Raw genomic sequence first — 21,112 nt, forward strand, 5'->3', positions numbered from 1 at the left:
GTGCGACCAGCGACACCGGCTCCCCATCCCCTTCGTCCCTCGTAGACCCCCGTCTACCGAACAAAATGGGGAGGATACGTGACAGCGCGGGCCGTCAGCCTTCGAGTACGTCCCCGAAGTACGAGAGGCCCGCCGGACCGCCGAGTCCCGGGCCGCTGACCGACTTCGCGCCGGTCGCGGTGGTGCCGGAGGCGTTGGTCTTGAAGAGCCAGACGGAACCGGCGCCGTCGTTCTCGGCGTACGCGCCCGCGACGAGTTCGGCGCGGCCGTTGCCGTCGGCGTCCGTGAGGCGCACCGAGGCTCCGAAGAAGTCCCGGGACTCCGCGGTGCCGGGCACGCCCGAGGTGCTCTGCGAGAACGCCTTCGCGCCCGTGCCGGTCAGTCCGTTCGCCGAGCCGCGCAGGACGACGACCGAACCGGCCTTCTGCGCGCTGCCCAGCGTCTCGGAGGGCGCGCCGACGGCGACGTCCGCGTAGCCGTCGCCGTTGGTGTCGCCCGCGGACAGGCTCCAGCCGAAGGCGTCGCCCTTCTCCGCGGCGCCGGGGACGCCCGCCGTGTCCTGCGTGATGCGGACGGGGGTGCGGGTGCTCAGACCGGTCGCGCTGCCGTACGTCACCGTGACGGCGCCGCCGGTGCCGCCGTTCGGCTCGTCGGCGGACTTCTCCATGAAGTTGCCGGTGACGATGTCTCCGTAGCCGTCCTTGTTCACGTCGGCGATCGTCGCGGCGTAGCCGCCCGCGACCTTGCCGGCCGGCTTGAGCGTCGTACCGCCCTTGTAGAGGACGCTACGGGTGCGGTAGCCGTCGCCGCTCTCTTCCTGGCCCATGACCAGCAGGTCGGTGGCCGCGTCGCCGTTGACGTCACCGGCGACGATCTTGTCGGTGTTGATGCCGGTCGCGTCGGACGTGTCGACGCCGGTGAGCGCCGCCGCCTTGCCGGTACGGGAGACGGGGCCCTTGAAGATGTTCAGCCCCGGCATGGCGTTGTTGGCGGCGGCGAGGTCGGTCACGCCGTCGCCGTCGAAGTCGCCGGCGGCGACGGACCAGCCGAGTTCGTTGCGGTTCTCGGGCAGCGGCGAGCTGATGTCGGTCCCCGTCTTGAGGCCGCCCGCGCCGCCCCAGACGACGGTGAGCGCGCCGAACTCGTCGGTGCTTCCGATGCGTTCGCCGTGCACGCCGACGACCAGGTCCGTGTAGCCGTCGCCGTCGAGGTCGCCGGTGGTCATCCGGTCGCCGAAATAGTCGCCGCTCTCCGGGGTGCCCGGTATGCCGGTGGTGGCCTGGCTGATCAGGGTGCGCTTGGTGGTGTCGAGGCCGCTCGCGGTGCCGTAGACGACGGCGACGTAACCGGCGTTGGACTTGCCCGAGACGGTGCCGAGGGGCGCGGAGATCGCGAGGTCTCCGTAGCCGTCGCCGTTGAAGTCGGCGCGGATCTGGTCAGCCCCTGCGGCGGGCGCGGCACCGGCGGTGGCCGCCGTGGCGGCGAGCAGGGATCCGGTGAGGGCGGCCGTGGCGGCGCCCACCAGGACCGTACGGAACATCTTGGGCATGTGGTTCTCCTGCGCGGCATGCGGGACGCCGTGCTGCGGGCGTCCCGTGTCGAACGTGTCGACAGGAGACCTTCTTGGGGGTGCGGAGGTTGTACGGGCGTATGGATGTCCGGGTTTGATCAGTCCTGGTCGTCGGGCTCGGGCTCGGTCCCGAGGCCGGACCCCTGACGCGGGCGCTTCGAGGCGTCCCGCGGCCCCGGCGGGAACTGGAACAGCCGGGCGGAGGAGGCGGACGAAGGCCTCACATCGGAACCGGCATCGGCATGCGGGTCGGCATACCGGTGTTCCGTCGCACGCGCTTGTTCTGTCGCACGCGCGTGTTCCGTCGCACGGGCATGTTCCGACCAGCCCTCGCGGAACCAGCGCAACTGGGTCTGCTGCGCCTCCTCCTCGGTGAGGATGCGGACGCCGTCCACCCCGGCCTCCTGGATCTTCGAACCGAGTTCGATCAGCAGGCCGCCGACGAGGTAGGCCAGCTCCTCCGCCGCGGTCGTCCCGGCGGCGGTGCCGTGGCGTTCGGACGGCCCCTCCGCTTCGTCAGTCGGCATGTTCGCACTCCCTCTGTGCCCCCCGGGCTGCGTAAGTCGGCCCCTTGAGCCGGTCCTGCTGTCGGGCTACTCGGTCTGCGGCAGGAACGCCTTCGTGACTCTCACGAAGACCGCCTGCAGCTCCGGAGGAACGCCCATTCTCCGGGCCGCTTCCTCGGGGCTGAGCAGCCGGGGGGCGCCGGTGTCACCGCCCCGGGCGGCCGCGATCGGCAGGTCGTTCTCGGAGAGCCGGCCGGAGCGGATCAGCATGTCCCGCAACGGCACCCCGAGCACCGCGGCCAGGCGTCGCATCGTCTCCAGGTCGGGCATGCTCTGCCGCTGGATGAGGCGGCTGACCGCGGCCCGGTGCACGCCGGCGTCGTCCGCCAGCTTCGACTTGCCGCCGCCGCGCGGGCTGTCGATGTCGTAGCCGCGCTCCCGCATCACGCCTTCGATCCACTCGGCGAACTCCTCCAGTTCGTCCGCGCGATTCCGGCCACTCTCGCGGGCTTGGCCGTGGCCGGGATCCGTTCGGTACACCTGGTCGCTGCGGGCGCTGGCCCGCGGGCTTGACACCATGTCGTCGCTCTCCCCTCGTCGCAGGGCGAGCGTACCGATCGCGCGCGCACCGAAATATGTGCGCGCTCGCACGTTCTTGTGAAGATCCCGCGCAGGCGCACGCTTTTTCGGCCACCTCTCACTCCTTCCCGCAGTCCCACACCCTTCCGTTTTTAGTTGCGCATGCGCACGCAGCGTGGAACTCTGATCACGCATCCACGACTTCGAACTAATGTTCGCATACCCGCGGAGGGGCTGCGCATGTCTCATCGGACTGTTCTCCTCGCACCTACGCTGACCAGTGCGCTTCCCGACACACGGGACACACGGGACGCCCGGGAACGTTCGGGCGAAGCTCTCGACTGGCGTCGAAACGCCGCCTGCGTGGATCTCCCACAGCAGTACGTCTTCACCCGTACCCCCGCCGAGGCGGCACCGGTATTGCGCGCCTGCAATCAGTGCCCCATCCGGCGCGAGTGCGAGGCCATCGTCGATCCGTCGCACACGTGGTTCGACGGGGTCTGCGGCGGACGCCTCTGGCGCAACGGCCGCGAGGTCAAGCCGCGCAAGTCCGCCGCCGGGAGGCCGTGATGAGCACGAATACGAGCACGAGCGCGGGTACGAGCACCGCGGTCGAACGCGCGGCACTCTGGATCGACTCCCTGCGGCGCCGGTACCCCCTGCTCCTGGAGGAGCTGGCGCCCGGCACGGGACGGACGTTCCGCGAGGTGCGGGGCGGCGGTCCGGCCGCGTCCGCCGTCGCGCCGGTCCGCCTCTACGTCTCCGACGCCCTCCGCGACATCGGCGACGGGGTGGTCGAACTGGAGGAGGCCGTACGGGACCGGCTCGGCCTGCGCCGCATCGCCGCGGCCCCGGTGCCGGTACGCCTGCGCCGCCTCGCCGAACTCCTCGACTCCGTGAGGGACAACCCCGACCTGGCGGCCCACGTCGAGGAGGAGACCCGCCGCATGTCCCGTCGCTGCGCCCGCGCCCTCGGGGACCCCGAGCAGCTCGTCCGGCTGCCCGGCCGCTGCCCGTCCTGCGGCTCCGTGTCGCTGCGCGCCTTTCCCGAACGCGGGATCGCGATGTGCGTGAACCCGCCTTGCCGGCACGTACTGGCCGAGGACGAGGGCGAGGAGGAGACGGTATGAACGCGCCGCTGATCTCGGGGGACCTCGCCGCCACCGAGGCCGACGTCTCGCCGGCGACCATCCGCAAGTGGGTGCAGCTGGGCCATCTGAAGGCCGCGGGCCGGCAGGGGCGGCGGGCGATGTACCGCCTGGAGGATGTGTTCGCCGCCGAACGCTTTGTGCGGGGAGTACGGGCGACACGGCCGCAGACGTAGTCGGGTACGAAGAAGAGGGCCCCGCACCGGGTGGTGCGGGGCCCTCTTCGCGTATGTCCAACGTACTCCCACCAGGCCCAACGCCCCCCTACCTAAGTTCAGTTGCGGGATACGGACCCCTGGATCACACTTGAAGCAGCGGCAGAGCTGCGCCCCCACCGGGGGCGGCGGACCTGCCGCTTTGTGTTGCCCTCACGACAGGGAGTGTCCATGTGTCCATCCTGACCTTCCCCGACGCGGAACGGCTCGTCGTCGACTTCCTCAAGAACCGCGCGGAGCTCGCCGGTTCGGTCGTCGACAACAAGCCGCCCGCCGGATTCGACGGCACCCAGAAGGCCGTCCTCGTCTCCCGCGTCGGCGGCGCGTGGATCGACGACAAGCATCTCGACCAGCCGCTGCTCGACATCGAGGTCTACGGCCCGGACAAGTCCACCGCGCACGGCGTCTCCCTCGCCGCCCGTGCCTGTGTGCTCGAACTGACCGGCACCTCGTACGGCGGGGCCGTCGTCACCGACGTCACCGAGGCGGACGGGCCGCGCTGGCTGCCCGACTACAACCGCCCGGCGGGCAGCCGCTACCTGTCGACGGTACGGATCTCCGTACGTCCCGCGTAAGCAACGCCGTACCCCGCGATTCCCTCGCACCAAGCCAGGCCCTGCCGACCCCGGCGGGGCCTTCGTCGTACCACCAGTCGTACAACCACCCGAGGAGTACTTCATGGCAGGCAACAACGGCAAGCAGATCCGCGTCGCCGGCAGCGGACGCGTCCTCATCGCGCCGGCCGGGACCGACGCCCCGGCCAGCGCCGGCGTCGACTGGGACACCACCAAGTGGACGGACCTCGGTTACACCACGACCGACGGCATCAAGTTCAACAAGAAGGACAAGATCGACCCGGTCGACACCTGGCAGTCGGTGAGCCCGGCGCGGTTCATCTACTCCGACCGCGACCTGACCGTGAAGTTCCAGCTGCTGCAGCTGAACAAGGACACCCTGTCCTTCTTCATGGGCGGCGGCGAGGTCAAGGTCGGCACGGCGGTCGGTGACCTCAAGGAGTTCACGTACGACCTGGCCAACAGCCCGGCGCCGGACGAGCGCGCGCTCGGCATCGAGTTCACGGACGGCACGGCCAAGTACCGCTTCGTGATCCCGCGCGGTCAGGTCACCGAGACCGAGGAGATCGCGATGACCCGTACCGGTGCGGTGAAGCTGGGCGTCACCTTCACTGCGCTCGCCAAGGACGACAACGCGCCGCTGGCAAGCTTCCGCATCAAGGAGCTGGCCGCGTCGTACTCGTAGGCGGGCCGGGGGCAACGCGCCCCGCACACCGTCTGATTGATTGCGCGAAATCGCCGGTTGCGCTTGCGCGCGACCGTCTAGGATCCGAGCGACGCCCGGCCCGTGCCCCCAGCACGGCCGGGCGTCGCCCTGCCGAAGGAGACACCCGTGTCCGGCTTCAACGTCAACGCCGCCCGCGCCCAGCGCCTCGAAGCGCTCGGCCGCGCCTGGACCTTCGAGCTCGACTCCGACAGCTTCGAGCTGCCGACCGAACTCACCCGCACCACCGCGCGCAAGCTGCGCGACCTCGACGACAACGACGTGGACGGCCTGCTCGAACTCCTCCTCGGAGAGGAGCAGTTCGCCCGCTTCGAGCGGCACGACGTCACGATGCAGGACATCGCGGCGATCCTTGAGGCGTACGGCAAGGAGACCGGGCTCGGCCTGGGGGAAGGCTGAGCCTCGGCGTGTTCGTGGAGGAACACGCCGAGGCCCTGGAAGCCGATCTGCTCCGCTTCTACGGTCTTGACCTCCTGGACTGGCACCGCGGCGACCTCTCCTCGCGCCGCCTCGCGGTCCTGATCCGCCACCTGCCGCGGGACGGGGCGGTGGCCCGGGAGACGGAGGGGGAGGCGGCGGAGTGGTCGGTCGGGGATTACCTGCTCGCCCACGCGGTGGACCAGTTGGCGCAGGCGAACTGGATGTTCGCGACGGTCAATCAGGACGAGGACGCGGATCCCCTGGAACCGCCGCAGCCGTTGCCGCGACCGGACACCGAGAGCGCCACCGGCGAGCCCGAAGCGCGGGATCCGTCGCCCACTGCCGCTGTGAATGCGACCCCAGCGAAACCGACCCCGCAGCAGCTGGCCGCTTTCTTCACCTGACCTTCTCCGCAGCCTCCACAGGGGCCATGATCTGCCGAACGACAGACAACCTGTGGAGGGGTTTGCATGAAAGCGGAGACAACGAGTTGGTCCTCGTGGCGCAGCAAGGAGGTGCTTGTGCGCGAGGCCGGGGAAACCGGACCGATACCACTGCAGATCCGGGGAGTGTTCGGAGCCTACGTGGTGGCTTCCGCGGTCCAGCGCACGGATTCGACCGTCGCACACGGTATTTCGTACCGGGTATGGGGTGCGGATAAACGTCGCGTCATTCTCCCTGCGGGATACAACTCCCTGGATATCTCACGGCGTTCTGTCGGCTCCAGCAGCTCCTCCGGTATCGGCCCCTGGAAAGTGACGAGGCTGGCCGATGAGGACGTCCACCTCGCCGTCGGCCGGATGGCCGGTCGCGGTCCGTGGGTGCTGCGGCTCGCGGACGGCTCCGCAAAGACCCTGCGCGTCGTGTGGAACCAGGGGAAGTCCCCCGGTTGTCTGACGCTCTTCCGCGCCGGCTCCGGCGCCGGCGAGGAACTGTCCGAACCGCAACACACCCGGGAGGCCATCCGCGTCACCGGCCCCGGGTATCTCCTCCTCGATGCCGACCGCTGGACACTCGACATCGCCTGACCCATCGGATCACCACTGACGGCCTTGTGCGCCCCGACAGGAGGCGCCCAGGGCCGTCACCTGTTTCTAGGAGCTGATCATGGTCGAACCGAGCACCCCTGCACCGGATAAGGCCATGGCCTCGCCCGACCCCACCGTCGTCAAGTGGTTCAAGGATCTAACCGAACGGGAGCTCGTGAAGAAGGTCGAGCTCAACGCGCTCAAGAGCGAGATGAACGGCGCTGCCTTCGCCGCCAATGGCTTCAATGGCGAGCTCACCGGAATCAAGCTGGAGAAGACCCTCTTGGACCCCATCCAGATGCTTGAGGAGAAGCAGGCTGAAGGCCGGGGCGAACTACCGAGTCAACTCAAAGCGGCGACCGGAAGAGCACAGACGACGGCTGACAGGGCCGAGACCAAAGCCACCGGCGCCGACCGGCGCGTCACCGACCTCTCCACCGAACTCAACCGCAAGATCGCACGCAAAGCCGACATCTCCGCCCTCCGCCAGACCGCCGACCGGCACGACAGCCAGCTCGAAGGTCTTCGGAGCAGCCAGGTCAACGCGCTGAACCGCGAGGCCCGCCAGGCACAAGTCACCGTCCAGGCGCTGAACGACGAGATCGCCCGGCTCAATGCCCGCTTCTGACCCGGCGCGCAAGGAGTAGAGACCCGGAGGAGTAGACACCCATGGCATTGAACAAGTCCGTAGGAACCGCGGCCACCCAGCTCGGCCGCATGCGTACCGCTGCGAGCCAGGCCGCCACCCAGGTCGGCAAGTTGGGCAAGTCGACCGGCTCCGCCGACAACCCGGTCGGCAAGCTGGGAAAGGTGAGCGGCACCGCCTCCACCGCGGTCGGAAAGCTCGGCAAGTCGGGCGGTACCGCCTCCACCGCCATCGGCAGGCTCCGTACGTCCGCGAACAACGGCGACAGTGCCGTACGGAAACTGAACACCGGGCTCCGTACCGCCGACGGGTCTCTCGGAAAGGCCCGAAAAGGGTCCGACAAGTTCAAGAGCTCCCTCGACAAGCTGCGGGGCTCCGCCGACCGGACCAAGAACGCCCTGCGCGACGTGAAGCGTCAGGCCGACGCCGTGGAGAAGTCCGTCGGCAAGGCCGGCAAGAACGCCGACAAGGGCGGGAAGTCGATGAACGGCCTCGGAAAGGGGCTCAAGGGGGCGAGCACCGCGCAGAAGGGGCTCAACCTCGCCATGGCGGCCAGCCCCTTCGGGCTGATCATGACGCTCGCCGCCCCGCTGATCGCCCAGTTCGTGAACATGGACAAGGTGACCGCCGCCCTGAAGCGCGGCATGGACGCCGCGTGGAAGGGCATCAAGTCCGGCACCCGCGCGGCCGTCGACTTCATCAAGCCGCTGGTCAAGGGGCTCGGCAATGTGATCCTGACGCCGATCAAGGGGCTCGCCACCGCCCTGAACGGCGTGTTCGGCGTCCTCGCCGGGATCAAGATCTCCATCCCCAGCTGGGTGCCCAAGTGGGGCGGCAAGTCCTTCGGCTTCCCGCGCCTGCGCGTGCCCGTCCCGCACCTCGCCCAGGGCGGCGTCGTCCAGGCCCGCAACGGCGGCACCCTCGCCCTCATCGGCGAGGCCGGCGAGTCCGAGGCCGTCATCCCGCTCTCCAAGCTGGAACGCATGCTCAGCCGTGGCGGCGGCAACAGCGCCGCCCTGCGCCGCCTCGCCGAGGCCATGGAGCGGCTCGCCGACCGTCCCGTGCACGTCGACGTGGACTCGCAGACCATCGCCCGCGCCGTCTTCGCAGGACAGCGCGCCCTGGCCCGCCGCTAGCCGCCGACTCCCGTCCCGCACCCGACAACAGAACAGTTCAGGAGGACTCCATGGCCAGGAACCTGTGGATCGGAGCCCCCGGCCGGCTCCGCGAGATCCGGCAGGCGGCGAAGAGCTGGGAGCGTACCGCCGAGCTCAACGTCACCGAGTTCAAGGCGCTCGAAGGGCGCGTCACCACCTTCGCGCCCACCCGCACCGTCCGCCGCCTCAAGCTGTCCTTCGACGCGCTGGAGCCCGCCGACGCCCAGCACCTCGCCCAGCTCGCCCGCCGCGTCGGCACCGGCCGGGGCCCGCTCGTCGTGCTCGACCCGGTCTCCGTGAACCTCCTCGATCCCTATCAGGCGGCCGGGCAGTCGGACGTCCCCGGCGGCTGGGACCACTGGTTCACCATGAACGGCGACATCGCGCTGGCCCGCAACGCCGACGCCGTCACCACCGCCGACTGCCAGGACCCGGCCGCCGCCGTCGGCTGGGTGCACGGCACGTGGGCGGGGTGGCCGGTGGCGCCGGGCATGCGGGTCTCGTGGCTGCTCCCGGCCGGCTGGGACCCGGCGACCGCGACCGCCCAGCTGGACTGGAAGGCCGCGGACGGCACGTATCTCAGCACGGGCCAGGTCACCGGCAGCACGGGCCAGGTCACCGGCACCACCCTCACCGCGACCGCCCCCGCGGGCGCCGCCTTCGTCACGCCCGTCGGACGGCCCGGCGCCATCGGCCTGTTCGGGCTCGCGGGCGCCTGCCTGACCCTGGGCGACACCCCCGTCGCGCACGCGCTCGGCGACGGCTGCCCGGCCATGGCCGTCACCGCGTACAGCGACGTCCCGGCGCGGCCCCTGCCGTACCGCAACATCAGCGTCGATCTCGTGGAGGTGCGCCGTGCAGCCCTCTGACGAGGCACTCGCCAAGGCCCTCTCGTCCCCCGAGCGCGTCCCCGCCCACTCCACCCGCCTCGGCGGCAAGGAGCTGGGCGGCCAGGTCCAGTCGTGGAAGGTCGAGCGCGCGTACGCGACCGACCTGCCCGAGGCGATGCGCGCCTTCTCCGGCAGTGCCTCCGCCCAGCTGGAACTGCTCCTCGGCGGCACGGGCACCATCCCCGCCCCGCGCCTCTACTCCGCCTGGGCCGACCGCGGGACGGGCGACGTCGTACGGCCTGGACAGTCCGTCGTCCACACGGCGGGCGCGGGCGGCCGCACCCTGCCCGCCTTCCGCGGCACCGTCCGCTCCCGCACCGCCGCGTCCGGCAGCGACACCGTCACCGTGCAGGCGCTGGACGGCGCCGAGCGGCTGCGCGGCCCCGCCTCCCTGCCCCGGCCGTACCACGGCTACTACTACGGCCGGCCGGTCGCCACCGCCACCTGGTGCGTGGACGAGCTGCTCCGCCAGGGCGGCATCCACACCTGCCCGCCGCCGCGCGCCCCGCTCGTCGACAAGGACGACACGGCGGACGAGAACCCGTTCACCGTGCTCTACGCCTCCCTGCACGGCGGCTTCAACTCGACGTACGGCCAGCCGGAGACCCTGCCGAGCCCGACCACGTACGACTGGATCCAGGAGGGCGCGCCCCACGAGATCGCCCTGATGCCGAAGGCCGCCGGGCTCACCGCCTCCTGGATGCCGCGCTCACGGTTCGTGATGCCCGGCAAGGTGTTCCTGGTGGAGTGCTGGGTCAACACGGCGCTCACCCGCGGCAACCTGGTCGAGATCTCGACGGTCTTCGACCAGAGCGGCACCAGGACCGGCTTCATCAAGGGATCCTTCGACATCTCCACGGGCGTCGTCGGCATCGAGGCGGGCACCAAGGACGTCGGCTCGTCCAAGGTCACCTGGGGCATCGACAAGCTGGCCTCGCTGCGCGGGATCTGGCACCTCGGCTTCCTGGTGGACACCCGGTCGACCGGGACGGTCGTCGCCCCGACCGTGCAGCCGCGCCTCACCGCACCCGACGGCTCGGCACGCGTGGGCGGCAAGTACACCTTCACGAACGAGGCCGCGTTCCAGCCGATCTCCGAGCTGAACCGGATCGATCTGACCACCGACATGGCCGTGGAGTGCCTCCAGGTCACGGACCGGTTCCTGCCCGACGTCGACAGCTTCACGAGCGAGGTGTGGGAACCGCGCGGCTGGTGGACGAAGGGCGCCGTCCTCGACCTGCCCGAACTGCCGCTCTACGACATCCCCAAGGTGTCCGGCTCCCAATGGGACGTGATCACCGAGATCGCGCGGGCCAGCATGTCCACCGCCGAATTCGACGAACAGGGCGTCTTCCGCTGGCGCGGCCCCTCGCGGTTCACCAAGGTGCCGGCCGCCCCCGACCTCACCGTCACCACGCGCAGGGACATCGCCTCGCTCACCGTCACCGAGGAGATCGACGCCTGCCGAAACCACTGCGAGCAGCCCTACCAGGACTGGAACGGCATCAAGGCGCTGGCGGGGGAGGTCGTGGACGACACAGTCGTACGCGAGATCAAACCGAACACCGCCGTCGTCGTGCAGTACGCGATGGCCGAGGACGAGAACGACATCGGCCCGCTCGTGATCACGGACGACAGCGTCGTCAACGACGGCCACCGGGTGCGCTTCGGCACCGCGAAGACCGGCGGCACGGCGGTCAAGGGCAAGGTGTCGGTGAGCTGTTGGCGCGAAGGACCGACGTACTTCGTACGGTTCTCCAACCGCGGTACGACCAGCGTGTGGACGGTGACCAAGGACGGCAAGCCCTCCGTGCGCATCGTCCCGATCAAGCGCTCGGCCGACCCCAGGCAGCGCTCGTACGCCCGCTGGAACACCACCAGCCAGCTGCACTACGGCAAACAGCAGTACACGGCACCCTCCGCCGACTGGGTCCAGACGTCCACGAGCGCCTCCGCCCTCTCGAACGCCATGCTCACCGCGGGCCGCTACCCCGTGCCGCTCCTCGGCGAGGTCGAGGTCCTGCACGACCCGCGCATCCAACTCGGCGACGTGGTGCGGGTGGTCGACTCCGCGGGCGCCGAACTGGACACGCTCGCCTGGGTGGTGGGCATCCGCACCACGCACGCCGCAGGGAGCGCGCCGCAGCAGACCCTCACCCTGCGCGGCACCGCCTACAACGGCGTGCCCGCCGACGAAGGACTCACCCCCGACGGCCCGGTCGACCCCGCCCACGGCAAGCAGCGGACGTACCAACGGCTCACCGCCCAGTACGCGACGCTCGCACCGCTCACCGCGGCGGGGATCAGCTACCGGACGCTGCTCACGACACCGGGAGCGACGGAATGAACGAGCCCGAGATCCCTGTCGGAGACGTGGCGCCGCCCACCGAGCCGCTGACGGTCACCGACGCGTACGTGCCCCCGCCCGGCCCCGTCCAGATCGACGACCCGCTCGTGGCGGCGGACGACGAGGGGATGGACCCGAGCGAGACGCTGCCGCCGCCCCTCGACGGCTGACCGGGGCCCCGGCCCCCACCCGCCCGCCCCTGCCCTCAGGAGGAATCCGAACCCATGGTCGCTCTCACCCCGCTCGGCAGCCTGCCCTACCCGCAGCCCACCGACAACGCGGACATCCCCGTCCACCTGCAGTCCCTCGCCGAGGCCGTCGACGGCCGCACCGTGCTGCGGTTCGCCGACGCCGCGGCCCGCGACGCGAAGATCACCGACCCGCTCCCGGGCATGGTCGCCTGGCTCAACAACCCCGGCCGCTACTACCACTTCACCGCCGCCAAGCAGTGGGCGCCGCTCGTCCCCGGCCCGGTCCACTGGTTCAGCACGCTGACCGGTACGACGAGCTCGGCCGCGTACGTCGAGACGCTCACCGGCGCCACGGACCCCCTGGCCGTCTCGTTCATCGCCCCGCCGGCGGGCATCGCGCTCATCACGGTCGGTGCCCGCTTCAACAACAGCGCGGCGGGCCTCACCTACTTCTCGGCCTCCGTGAAGCAGAGCACGAGGGTCGTATCCGCCGCTGCGGACTCCCGCGCGGCCACCGTCGGCGGCACGAACCAGGTCTCGGCGAGCGTCCAGTTCCCGGTCTCCGGCCTCACCGCGGGCGCCGCCCACACCGTCACGGGCGCCTTCCGCACGACCGCCACCTCGACGAGCCTCACCAACCGCTTCCTCACGATCACACCCCTGAACTGACATCTGATCCCGCTGCGAGGAGGCCCCATGGCCACACCTCTGACCCCCGACGCCCTCGTCCGCGCCCTGCGCGGCGAGGGCGTCCGCATGAGAGAACACGGCAACTGGAGGACGCACAACCGCAACCACAAGGGAGCCTGGGGCCCCGTGCACGGCGTCATGCTGCACCACACCGCGGGCACCGACAGCCTCGCGCTCTGCCGCAAGGGCATGCCCGCCCTGCCCGGCCCGCTCTGCATCGGCCTGATCACCAAGGACGGCACGCTCCACCTCGTCGGCTACGGCCGCACCAACCACGCCGGCAACGGTTCGACCGCGGTGCTCGACGCGGTACGCAGGTCAAAGGTGCCGCCGTCCAGACCGGGCCCCGACGCCGTGGACGGCAACGCCCGCTTCTACGGCTTCGAGATCGAGAACCTCGGCAACGGCCGCGACCAGTTCCCCACTGCCCAGCTCGACACGGTCGAACGCCTCTCGGCGGCCCTCTGCCGGGCGCACGGCTGGTCGGGCGCGAGCGTCATCGGCCACAAGGAGTGGACCCGCCGGAAGATCGACCCGACGTTCTCGATGCCGGTGATGCGCGGCCGGGTGGCGAGGCGCCTCGGCTCCGAACCCCCGGGCGACGACGCCACGACGTACGAACCGTTCCCCGGCGCGGCCTTCTTCACGATCGGACGGCGCAGCCCACTCTGCACAGCGGTCGGCCGCCGCCTGGTCAAGGAGGGCTGCGGACGGTACGAGATCGGCCCCGGCCCGGTCTGGACCGAGGCCGACCGCGCCTCGTACGCCGTCTGGCAGCACAAGCTCGGCTACCGGGGCGGGGACGCGGACGGCATCCCGGGCCGCTCGAGCTGGGACCGGCTGCGCGTACCGCGGTCCTGACCACCGAGTCCTGGGAGGACGCCCATGAACGACGCCGCACGAGGACGCCCATGAACGACGCCACACGCAGAGGCCTGCGCACCGCCGTACAGACGCTCTGCACCCTCCTCGCCGCGCTCCCGCTCCTCGCGAAGGACCCGGGCATCGCCGATGTCCCGGCACTCGCGGGCCTGGTGGCCTTCGCCACGGCACTGAGTCGGCTGATGGCCGTCCCGGCTGTGGAGGAACTGCTGCCTCCGTGGCTGAGGAGGAAGGGGCCGCACGATGCCCGGAACTGACACGGGAAGCATGAGCATCCCCCTGGAGTTGGAGAGACTGCGCCGCTCCGTAGACGTGGGTTTCGCCACCACCAGGGGCGACCTGGCCCTCCTCCTGCAACGGGCCGACCAGACCGACAAAACCCTCTCGGAACACGAGGACCGCTTGGACACCCTGGAGCGCGCCCGCTGGCCACTGCCGTCCCTGGCGGCCATCACCTCCTGCACGGCCCTGGCCGTGACGCTCTGGCAGGCGGGCGGCAGGTGACTCACTGAGGCCGGAGAACGACGAAGGCCCCGACCGGCGAACCGGTCGGGGCCTTCATCTGCCCTTGCGGGCGGGTGCGGAGGATACGAGATTCGAACTCGTGAGGGGTTGCCCCCAACACGCTTTCCAAGCGTGCGCCCTAGGCCACTAGGCGAATCCTCCGCCGCAAACAATACAAGACGTTGGGGAGTGCTCGCGAACACGATCCACTCGGCGGCTTCCCGAGGTCGGGACGGTGCCTCCCGGCGTCGCCTCCGCGGCCCGGGATCCGCTAGGGTGGGCGTCAGCCCCTCACGTGGCGCTATCTGACTGAACTCCCCCAGGGCCGGAAGGCAGCAAGGGTAGGTCGGCTCTGGCGGGTGCGTGAGGGGCGCTTTGCGTTGGGGCGGTCCGGGTTGTCAGTGGTCGCCTATAACCTCGTATGCGTGTCGTCTCTCGCGTTGTACCGCCGTTATCGCCCGGAGTCTTTCGCCGAGGTCATCGGGCAGGAGCATGTGACAGACCCGCTGCAGCAGGCGCTGCGGAACAACCGGGTCAATCACGCGTACCTGTTCAGTGGCCCGCGCGGCTGCGGCAAGACGACGAGCGCGCGCATCCTGGCCCGCTGTCTGAACTGTGAGCAAGGTCCCACTCCCACGCCCTGCGGCGAGTGCCAGTCCTGCCGCGACCTGGCGCGGAACGGCCCGGGATCGATCGACGTCATCGAGATCGACGCCGCCTCGCACGGTGGCGTGGACGACGCCCGTGACCTGCGCGAGAAGGCCTTCTTCGGCCCCGCGTCCAGCCGGTACAAGATCTACATCATCGACGAGGCCCACATGGTCACCTCGGCGGGCTTCAACGCCCTCCTGAAGGTGGTCGAGGAGCCCCCGGAGCACCTCAAGTTCATCTTCGCGACGACCGAGCCCGAGAAGGTCATCGGCACGATCCGGTCGCGCACCCACCACTACCCGTTCCGGCTCGTGCCGCCCGGCACCCTCCGCGACTACCTCGCCGAGGTCTGCGGGCGCGAGGAGATGGCCGTCGAGGACGGCGTCTTCCCCCTGGTCGTGCGGGCCGGTGCCGGCTCCGTGCGTGACTCCATGTCCGTCATGGACCAGCTCCTCGCCAGCGCCGCCGACGACGGTGTGACATACGCCATGGCGACGTCCCTGCTCGGGTACACGGACGGTTCGCTGCTCGACTCCGTCGTCGAGGCGTTCGCCTCCGGTGACGGGGCGGCGGCCTTCGAGGTCGTCGACCGCGTCATCGAGAGCGGCAACGACCCGCGGCGCTTCGTCGCCGACCTCCTGGAGCGGCTGCGGGACCTCGTGATCCTCGCCGCCGTGCCCGACGCCGCCGAGAAGGGCCTGATCGACGCGCCTTCCGACGTCGTCGAGCGGATGCAGGCCCAGGCCGGCGTCTTCGGCGGCGCCGAGCTCAGCCGCGCCGCCGACATCGTCAACGAAGGCCTCACGGAGATGCGCGGCGCCACCTCGCCGCGGCTCCAGCTCGAGCTGATCTGCGCGCGCGTGCTGCTCCCTGCGGCCTACGACGACGAGCGCTCGATGATGGCCCGCCTCGAGCGCCTGGAGCGCGGCGGGAACTTCGTGCCCGGTGGGCAGGGCCCCGGCCCTGCGATGGGGTACGTGCCCGGGCCCGAGGCCCATGCGGGCGTGCAGCAGTCCGGGGTTGCCATGCCCGCAGCTGTCCCGCAGGGGCCGCCCGTGCCTCCGGGCGGTGGGCCTGCCGCCGCGCGCGCGGCGGTGCGGGGCACGGTGGCCGCACCGCAGGGCCAGGGCGGCGGACCGGCTCCCGACGCGCCCGACCAGCCCGCGCAGCCTTCCCCGGCCCCCCAGCCCTCCCACACGCCCGAGCCGCCCCGAGCGGCACCGCAGCAGCCTGCTCCGCCCGCTCCTGCCGCCACCGAGCGGCGGCCCGGGGGCTGGCCGACGGCCTCGGCACCCGGCAGCGGCCCGGCGGCCGCGGCTCCTGCCCAGCCGGCGCCGTCCCGTCCGGGCGGCTGGCCGACGGCGGCCTCCGCGGCTTCGACGGCGAGCGGCCCCCCTGCCCCTCCGGCTGCCCCGCAGCCCTCCGCCCCCCAGGCACCCGCCCCCATGGCGGCCGCCGCGCCCCCCGCGGGCGGGCCCGACCCGCGCACCCTCTGGCCGAACATCCTGGAGGCGGTGAAGAACCGCCGCCGCTTCACCTGGATCCTGCTCAGTCAGAACGCGCAGGTTGCGGGGTTCGACGGGACGACCCTGCAGATCGGCTTCGTCAACGCGGGCGCGCGGGACAACTTCGCGAGCAGCGGCAGCGAGGACGTGCTGCGGCAGGCGCTGTCCGAGCAGTTCGGCGTGCAGTGGAAGGTCGAGGCGATCGTCGACCCGTCCGGCGGCTCGGCACCCCCGCCCGCCGCCGGGAACTTCGGCGGCGGCGCCCCCATGTCCTCCCGCCCCGCCCCGCCCCCGCAGCAGCCGTCCCCGCCCCCGTCGGCACCGACAGCCCCCCAGTCCCCACCCGCCGCCCGCCCCGCCCCGGAGCCCTCCCCGGCCCCCCGCGCGGCCGCCCCCGCCCCGGCCCCGGAGCACGTGTCCCCCGAGGACGACATCCCCGAGGACGACGACCCGGACCTCGTCGAGTCAGCCCTCTCCGGCCACGACCTGATCGTCCGAGAACTGGGCGCGACGGTGGTCGACGAGTACCCGAACGAATAGGCCGGGGTGGGGCGGGGTTCCATGCGGGGGGCTCCGGCCGCCCCGGTCCGACCACCTTGAGCCCGGCTGCCCGCGGGCCGGTCATTCAGGCTCGCGTCGCTTGGTCTTCGGCCACGCCGGGCTCGCGCTGCCCGGGCCCCGGCCAGCCCAGGCTCACGCCGCCCGAGACGCCGGCGCCCGGCGCCCCTACTCCCGCCGGCCGTCGCGGGGCCCACGGGCGGGCGGGTGGGAGGTATCCGCCGCGAAGCGGCGGTCCAGTCCCGCAACCGACCCGCACCCGAACCGACGGCGCCCCGGCCAAGAGCCCCCGCGCCCCGGCCAAGAGCCCCTCCCCGCTCCCCGAGCTAGAGGAACGTACAAACGCCCCCGCACCCCCACCTGGGCATCCCGTACAAAGGCCCACCGCCCCGCGGGCTAGGCTGACCACCGTGAAGGTCCTCGTCATCGGCAGTGGTGCCCGCGAACACGCCCTGTGCCGCTCTCTGTCCCTCGACCCCGCCGTCTCCGAGCTGCACTGCGCCCCCGGCAACGCCGGCATCGCAGAGGTGGCCGAGCTGCACCGGGTCGACGCCCTCGACGGCGCCGCCGTGGCGTCCCTCGCCCAGCGGCTCGGTGCCGGGCTCGTCATCGTCGGACCGGAGGCGCCCCTCGTCGCCGGCGTCGCCGACGCCGTGCGCGCGGCGGGCATCCCCTGCTTCGGGCCGTCCAAGGAGGCGGCGCAGCTGGAGGGCTCCAAGGCCTTCGCCAAGGACGTGATGGCGGGCGCGAGCGTGCCGACCGCCCGGTCGTACGTCTGCACGACCCCCGCCGAGATCGACGAGGCCCTCGACGCCTTCGGAGCGCCGTATGTCGTCAAGGACGACGGACTCGCCGCCGGCAAGGGCGTCGTCGTCACGGACGACGTCGAGGCGGCCCGTACGCACGCCCTCGCCTGCGACCGCGTCGTCATCGAGGAGTTCCTGGACGGCCCCGAGGTCTCCCTCTTCGCGGTCACCGACGGCGAGACCGTCGTACCGCTCCAGCCCGCCCAGGACTTCAAGCGCGCACTGGACGGGGACCAGGGGCCGAACACCGGCGGCATGGGTGCGTACTCGCCCCTCCCGTGGGCCGACCCGAAGCTGGTCGACGAGGTCATGAGCAGCGTGCTCCAACCGACCGTGGACGAGCTGCGGCGCCGCGGCACCCCGTTCTCGGGGCTGCTGTACGCGGGCCTGGCGATCACGAGCCGCGGCGTGCGCGTCATCGAGTTCAACGCCCGTTTCGGCGACCCGGAGACGCAGGTCGTCCTCGCCCGCCTCAAGACTCCGCTCGCCGGGCTCCTGATGGCCGCCGCCACCGGCAACCTCGCCGATCTCCCCCCGCTGCGCTGGAGCGACGACGCCGCGGTGACCGTGGTCGTCGCCTCGCACAACTACCCCGGTACGCCGCGTACGGGCGACCCCATCGAGGGCCTGGACGAGGTCGCGGCGCAGGACGCCCCGTACGCGTACGTCCTGCACGCCGGTACGAAGCGCGACGGTGACGCCGTCGTCAGCGCGGGCGGCCGCGTGCTGTCCGTGACGGCGACCGGCGCCGGCCTCACCGAGGCGCGGGAGCGCGCGTACGCCGCGCTGTCCCGCATCCGTCTCGACGGCTCCCAGCACCGCACCGACATCGCCGCGAAGGCAGCCGCGGAGGCGTGACCCGCCTCCGCCGCGGAGGCATGACCCGCCTCCCGTTCCTCCCGTACACCCTCGCGTGACTTTCGGCCACTGCCGCCCCAGCAAGGCCCCGGATCTGACACTGGATCCGGGGCCTTTCTGACAGCCAGCTTTAGCCAAAGCCATTCCATCGAGTGACCGGTGGCCCATCCGGCTGACGACGGCGGACGCCCCAACTAGGGTGCGGCGAAAGCGTTCCAGGCACTCAGAGCCAAACAGACCATCGGCATTGCGATGTCGGTGGCGGGTGCCACAGTGGGGGAGTGAGCAACACGAACGCCGTTGATGTGCGTCGCCGGCCCCGGCCGGCGGCCGAGCAGTAGGCAGCAGGGGGTGCCATCGGTCGTGTCAGGTACGGGTGTGGAGGTGGGCGCGCAGGCCGCGCGCTCCCGGGCCCTCGCCGTGCTGCGGCTGCGCAGCAGGGCACTGGCCGTCGCCCTGCTGCCCGCGGCCGTCGCCGTCGTGCTGCTCGCGGCCGGGGCCACGGGGCATGCGGGTGGCGGGCGTTGGGATGCGGTCCGCTGGGTCGTGACCGGTGTGGCCGTGCTCGTGCTGCTCGTCGCGGCCGGTGTCGGCCTGGTCGTCGCGCGGGCCAGGCCCGCCCTGAGCCCGACGGTGCCGGTCACCGAGGAGTCCGCTCCCGACCTCTACCGCCTGGTGCGGGACCTCGCCGACCGCCTGGACGTGCCGGCGCCCTCCGCGATAGCGCTCACCCCGGACTGCGACAGCTGGCTGGAGGACCGCACCCACCCCGCGCACGGCGTCGCGCCCGCGCGAGTCCGCCGGGAGCAGCCGCACGGCCCGCAGCGTCCGTCCTCCGTCGCGCCCGTCCTCGTCATCGGCTCACCCTTCCTGTGGTGGATGCGGGTCGGCGAGCTGCGCGCGGTGCTCGCCCCCGTCGTAGCGGGGACGGGGCCCTCTGCGCACCCCGACATAGCCGCCGCCCGCCGGTTCGTACGCGGGCTCGACGCGGCGGTCGCGGTCGCCGCGGCCCCTGGTCGCGACCCCCTCTCGCGCGTGGTGCTCGCCGGGATCGGCCGGATCGCCCGGCTGCTGCTGCGCCACTGCCGGGTGCACGCCGCCGAGATGGAGCGCGGCGTCGCCGCGGCGGCCGCCGAGCGCGCCCAGGCCGTGGACTACGGAGTGCGGATCGTCGCCCAGGAGCAGGTGGGCCTCGCGTACGCGGGCTGGGACCGTCTCCTCACCCGCGTCGCGCTGCCCGCCTGGCGCATGGGCCGCTGGCCCTCCCGGCTCGACGCGGGCGTGGTCTCCGCGCTCACCGAGCTGTCCCGCAGGGACCGCCTCGCGGAGGGCTTCGCCTCCCGCCTTGGCGAGCGTCCCGCCTGCGACCTCCTGGAGGAGCCCGGCACGGTGGACGAGGCGGCGTCGCTGCTCGCCGCCCGGCTCTTCCACGGCGGGCCCGCGGAGGCGGGGCCGGACTGGGCGCCGGTGGCCTGGCAGGAGTATCCGGACGAGGTCGTTGACCGGAAATGGCGCATGGACGCCGCCCGGCTGCACCGCGTCCTGGACTCCCTCGGTGTCGGCCACTCCGCCGATCCGACGGCCCCGGACCCGGACGGTCCGACCCTCGGCCGCGTCCTGGAGCACCTCACGACGTCTGGCCCGGGCAGCACGCAGAGTGACGGAGCGGGGGGTGCCGGGCCGGCCCGGAAGACCCCGCGGCACCGGCTCACACCCGACTCTCCCGAGCACGCCGCCTCCCTCTTCCCGGCGGACGACGAAGCCGATGGCGTCGACGGAGCCGACGGAGTCGACGGAGCCGACGAGCACAGTCTCGGCGGCATGCTCGCCGCGGGCCTCACCGCCGAGCTCGCCCGCGAGGAGGCCGCCGCGCCGCCCCGTCCCGCGCCGACCGGGCAGGGCCCCGACGAGGCGCTGTGGGACGACGGCGCGCTGCCGCTCTTCCCGCTCCAGCCGCCGCGTACGGGGCGGGAGCTCCTCGCCGACCACGTCACGGCGATGGTGTGCTGTGCGGCGGTGGACACCGCGGGTGCCGCGCCGGGCCTCGACTGGCTCGACGGGCCCGCGCTGCTGGTCGACGGCGAGCGCGCGGCGGACCTCACGCCGCGCGTCCTGAGCCTCGTCGAGGACGGCGACCCGTCCCCCCTGCGGGACTGGCTCACCCGCCTGGGCATCCGCCCGGAGAAACCGGTTCGCCTGGTCTGACAGGCCTCCGGAGGCCTGCCGTCCTGAGGCCCAGCGTCCCGACGCCTGCCGCCCTGAGGTCTGCCGTCCCGGCACCCGCCGTGCAGGGGGTCTGCCGTCCCGGCGCCCGGCGTGCAGGGGTCTGCCGTGCCGAGGTCTGCCGTCCCGAGGTCCGGCGTGCAGGGGTCTGCCGTGCCGAGGTCCGCCGTCCCGGTGCCCGCCGTGCCGAGGTTCGCCGTCCCGGTGCCTGCTGTCCCGGCGCCCGCCGTGCGGGGGCCTCCGTCCCGAGGCCCGCCGTGCAAGGGCCGTCCGTCCCGGCGCCTGCCGTGCAGGTCCCCGCCGTGCCGAGGCCCGCCGTCCCGACGCCTGCCGTGCAAGGGCCTGCCGTGCAGGTCCCCGCCGTGCCGAGGTCCGCCGTCCCGACGCCCGCCGTGCAAGGGCCCGCCGTGCCCAGGCCCCCGCCCCCCCCACCTACCGC

23 protein-coding genes, 1 tRNA gene and 1 other RNA gene are annotated in these 21,112 nt (G+C 72.1%); 21 read left to right on the top strand and 4 right to left on the bottom strand.

The features are described 5' to 3' along the window. Positions 1-94: 94 nt before the first annotated feature. From ACI2L3_RS27610 to ACI2L3_RS27620, 3 genes are all read right to left on the bottom strand, one after another. The gene (locus tag ACI2L3_RS27610; protein WP_404755079.1) at positions 95-1,549 is read right to left on the bottom strand and encodes an FG-GAP-like repeat-containing protein; all 1,455 of its coding nucleotides are present in this window, start codon (positions 1,547-1,549) and stop codon (positions 95-97) included. A gap of 119 nt (positions 1,550-1,668) precedes the next feature. Further along, positions 1,669-2,097, bottom strand: a complete 429-nt coding sequence (locus tag ACI2L3_RS27615; protein WP_404755080.1) for a hypothetical protein — start codon at positions 2,095-2,097, stop codon at positions 1,669-1,671. A gap of 66 nt (positions 2,098-2,163) precedes the next feature. Then, positions 2,164-2,520, bottom strand: coding sequence for a helix-turn-helix domain-containing protein (locus ACI2L3_RS27620; RefSeq protein ID WP_404755154.1), 357 nt, complete (start codon positions 2,518-2,520; stop codon positions 2,164-2,166). A gap of 498 nt (positions 2,521-3,018) precedes the next feature. Between ACI2L3_RS27620 and ACI2L3_RS27625 the strand changes: the two genes are divergently transcribed. The 17 genes from ACI2L3_RS27625 to ACI2L3_RS27705 all read left to right on the top strand — a co-directional run bounded on the left by ACI2L3_RS27625 (position 3,019) and on the right by ACI2L3_RS27705 (position 14,072). Further along, entirely contained in the window at positions 3,019-3,225 is a 207-nt protein-coding gene (locus tag ACI2L3_RS27625) for a hypothetical protein (RefSeq protein ID WP_404755081.1), read from the top strand. Then, entirely contained in the window at positions 3,225-3,785 is a 561-nt protein-coding gene (locus tag ACI2L3_RS27630; protein ID WP_404755082.1) for a hypothetical protein, read from the top strand. The genes ACI2L3_RS27625 and ACI2L3_RS27630 overlap by 1 nt, the downstream gene beginning before the upstream one ends. Continuing rightward, the gene (locus ACI2L3_RS27635; protein ID WP_404755083.1) at positions 3,782-3,979 is read left to right on the top strand and encodes a helix-turn-helix domain-containing protein; all 198 of its coding nucleotides are present in this window, start codon (positions 3,782-3,784) and stop codon (positions 3,977-3,979) included. Before ACI2L3_RS27630 ends, ACI2L3_RS27635 begins: the two co-directional genes overlap by 4 nt. A 212-nt stretch (positions 3,980-4,191) precedes the next feature. Then, positions 4,192-4,593 carry a hypothetical protein gene (locus tag ACI2L3_RS27640; RefSeq protein WP_404755084.1) on the top strand — a complete coding sequence of 134 codons (402 nt, stop codon included), beginning with the start codon at positions 4,192-4,194 and terminating at the stop codon, positions 4,591-4,593. Between the two features lie 103 nt (positions 4,594-4,696). Beyond that, a complete protein-coding gene (locus tag ACI2L3_RS27645; RefSeq protein ID WP_404755085.1) occupies positions 4,697-5,278 on the top strand; it encodes a phage tail protein in 582 nt (193 codons plus the stop codon). Positions 5,279-5,425: 147 nt separating this feature from the next. Further along, positions 5,426-5,716, top strand: coding sequence for a hypothetical protein (locus ACI2L3_RS27650; protein WP_404755086.1), 291 nt, complete (start codon positions 5,426-5,428; stop codon positions 5,714-5,716). A gap of 8 nt (positions 5,717-5,724) precedes the next feature. After that, positions 5,725-6,141 carry a hypothetical protein gene (locus ACI2L3_RS27655; protein WP_404755087.1) on the top strand — a complete coding sequence of 139 codons (417 nt, stop codon included), beginning with the start codon at positions 5,725-5,727 and terminating at the stop codon, positions 6,139-6,141. A 66-nt stretch (positions 6,142-6,207) separates the two neighbouring features. Beyond that, a complete protein-coding gene (locus tag ACI2L3_RS27660) occupies positions 6,208-6,765 on the top strand; it encodes a hypothetical protein (protein ID WP_404755088.1) in 558 nt (185 codons plus the stop codon). Positions 6,766-6,844: 79 nt separating this feature from the next. Next, complete coding sequence (locus ACI2L3_RS27665; protein ID WP_404755089.1) at positions 6,845-7,393, top strand: hypothetical protein; 549 nt, start codon at positions 6,845-6,847, stop codon at positions 7,391-7,393. Between the two features lie 41 nt (positions 7,394-7,434). Then, positions 7,435-8,547 (top strand): hypothetical protein, encoded by a 1,113-nt coding sequence (locus ACI2L3_RS27670; RefSeq protein WP_404755090.1) that lies wholly within the window; start codon positions 7,435-7,437, stop codon positions 8,545-8,547. Positions 8,548-8,597: 50 nt separating this feature from the next. Further along, positions 8,598-9,437, top strand: coding sequence for a hypothetical protein (locus ACI2L3_RS27675; RefSeq protein ID WP_404755091.1), 840 nt, complete (start codon positions 8,598-8,600; stop codon positions 9,435-9,437). Beyond that, the gene (locus ACI2L3_RS27680; protein ID WP_404755092.1) at positions 9,424-11,805 is read left to right on the top strand and encodes a hypothetical protein; all 2,382 of its coding nucleotides are present in this window, start codon (positions 9,424-9,426) and stop codon (positions 11,803-11,805) included. The genes ACI2L3_RS27675 and ACI2L3_RS27680 overlap by 14 nt, the downstream gene beginning before the upstream one ends. Next, a complete protein-coding gene (locus tag ACI2L3_RS27685; RefSeq protein WP_404755093.1) occupies positions 11,802-11,975 on the top strand; it encodes a hypothetical protein in 174 nt (57 codons plus the stop codon). The genes ACI2L3_RS27680 and ACI2L3_RS27685 overlap by 4 nt, the downstream gene beginning before the upstream one ends. A gap of 54 nt (positions 11,976-12,029) precedes the next feature. Continuing rightward, positions 12,030-12,665, top strand: coding sequence for a hypothetical protein (locus ACI2L3_RS27690; protein ID WP_404755094.1), 636 nt, complete (start codon positions 12,030-12,032; stop codon positions 12,663-12,665). 27 nt (positions 12,666-12,692) lie between these two features. Next, positions 12,693-13,547 carry a peptidoglycan-binding protein gene (locus ACI2L3_RS27695; RefSeq protein WP_404755095.1) on the top strand — a complete coding sequence of 285 codons (855 nt, stop codon included), beginning with the start codon at positions 12,693-12,695 and terminating at the stop codon, positions 13,545-13,547. 50 nt (positions 13,548-13,597) lie between these two features. Beyond that, entirely contained in the window at positions 13,598-13,825 is a 228-nt protein-coding gene (locus tag ACI2L3_RS27700) for a hypothetical protein (RefSeq protein ID WP_404755096.1), read from the top strand. A 10-nt stretch (positions 13,826-13,835) separates the two neighbouring features. Further along, positions 13,836-14,072: a hypothetical protein gene (locus tag ACI2L3_RS27705; RefSeq protein WP_404755097.1), complete on the top strand. Its 237-nt coding sequence runs from the start codon at positions 13,836-13,838 to the stop codon at positions 14,070-14,072. Between the two features lie 77 nt (positions 14,073-14,149). Here ACI2L3_RS27705 and ACI2L3_RS27710 read toward each other — a convergent pair. Further along, a tRNA-Ser gene (locus ACI2L3_RS27710) sits at positions 14,150-14,234 on the bottom strand. 120 nt (positions 14,235-14,354) lie between these two features. Here ACI2L3_RS27710 and ffs point away from each other — a divergent pair. The 4 genes from ffs (at position 14,355) to ACI2L3_RS27730 (ending at position 20,655) form a co-directional block, all read left to right on the top strand. Further along, positions 14,355-14,453, top strand: an RNA gene (ffs, locus tag ACI2L3_RS27715) — signal recognition particle sRNA small type. A 44-nt stretch (positions 14,454-14,497) separates the two neighbouring features. After that, positions 14,498-16,768 (top strand): DNA polymerase III subunit gamma and tau, encoded by a 2,271-nt coding sequence (locus tag ACI2L3_RS27720; RefSeq protein ID WP_404755098.1) that lies wholly within the window; start codon positions 14,498-14,500, stop codon positions 16,766-16,768. A 428-nt stretch (positions 16,769-17,196) separates the two neighbouring features. Further along, positions 17,197-18,450, top strand: a complete 1,254-nt coding sequence (purD, locus tag ACI2L3_RS27725) for a phosphoribosylamine--glycine ligase (protein ID WP_404755099.1) — start codon at positions 17,197-17,199, stop codon at positions 18,448-18,450. 363 nt (positions 18,451-18,813) lie between these two features. Further along, complete coding sequence (locus tag ACI2L3_RS27730; RefSeq protein WP_404755100.1) at positions 18,814-20,655, top strand: hypothetical protein; 1,842 nt, start codon at positions 18,814-18,816, stop codon at positions 20,653-20,655. The last annotated feature ends 457 nt before the right edge of the window (positions 20,656-21,112 follow it).

Origin of the sequence: Streptomyces sp. NPDC029674 (assembly GCF_044903205.1) — a bacterium.
Lineage (GTDB): Bacteria > Actinomycetota > Actinomycetes > Streptomycetales > Streptomycetaceae > Streptomyces.

Coding starts and splice junctions, on each gene's coding strand:
- ACI2L3_RS27620 (WP_404755154.1), bottom strand. CDS start 2,520: ATGCGGGAGCGCGGCTACGACATCGACAGCCCGCGCGGCGGCGGCAAG.
- ACI2L3_RS27695 (WP_404755095.1), top strand. CDS start 12,693: ATGGCCACACCTCTGACCCCCGACGCCCTCGTCCGCGCCCTGCGCGGC.
- ACI2L3_RS27685 (WP_404755093.1), top strand. CDS start 11,802: ATGAACGAGCCCGAGATCCCTGTCGGAGACGTGGCGCCGCCCACCGAG.
- ACI2L3_RS27705 (WP_404755097.1), top strand. CDS start 13,836: ATGAGCATCCCCCTGGAGTTGGAGAGACTGCGCCGCTCCGTAGACGTG.
- ACI2L3_RS27635 (WP_404755083.1), top strand. CDS start 3,782: ATGAACGCGCCGCTGATCTCGGGGGACCTCGCCGCCACCGAGGCCGAC.
- ACI2L3_RS27700 (WP_404755096.1), top strand. CDS start 13,598: ATGAACGACGCCACACGCAGAGGCCTGCGCACCGCCGTACAGACGCTC.
- ACI2L3_RS27665 (WP_404755089.1), top strand. CDS start 6,845: ATGGTCGAACCGAGCACCCCTGCACCGGATAAGGCCATGGCCTCGCCC.
- ACI2L3_RS27690 (WP_404755094.1), top strand. CDS start 12,030: ATGGTCGCTCTCACCCCGCTCGGCAGCCTGCCCTACCCGCAGCCCACC.
- ACI2L3_RS27645 (WP_404755085.1), top strand. CDS start 4,697: ATGGCAGGCAACAACGGCAAGCAGATCCGCGTCGCCGGCAGCGGACGC.
- ACI2L3_RS27610 (WP_404755079.1), bottom strand. CDS start 1,549: ATGCCCAAGATGTTCCGTACGGTCCTGGTGGGCGCCGCCACGGCCGCC.
- ACI2L3_RS27660 (WP_404755088.1), top strand. CDS start 6,208: ATGAAAGCGGAGACAACGAGTTGGTCCTCGTGGCGCAGCAAGGAGGTG.
- ACI2L3_RS27670 (WP_404755090.1), top strand. CDS start 7,435: ATGGCATTGAACAAGTCCGTAGGAACCGCGGCCACCCAGCTCGGCCGC.
- ACI2L3_RS27630 (WP_404755082.1), top strand. CDS start 3,225: ATGAGCACGAATACGAGCACGAGCGCGGGTACGAGCACCGCGGTCGAA.
- ACI2L3_RS27675 (WP_404755091.1), top strand. CDS start 8,598: ATGGCCAGGAACCTGTGGATCGGAGCCCCCGGCCGGCTCCGCGAGATC.
- ACI2L3_RS27615 (WP_404755080.1), bottom strand. CDS start 2,097: ATGCCGACTGACGAAGCGGAGGGGCCGTCCGAACGCCACGGCACCGCC.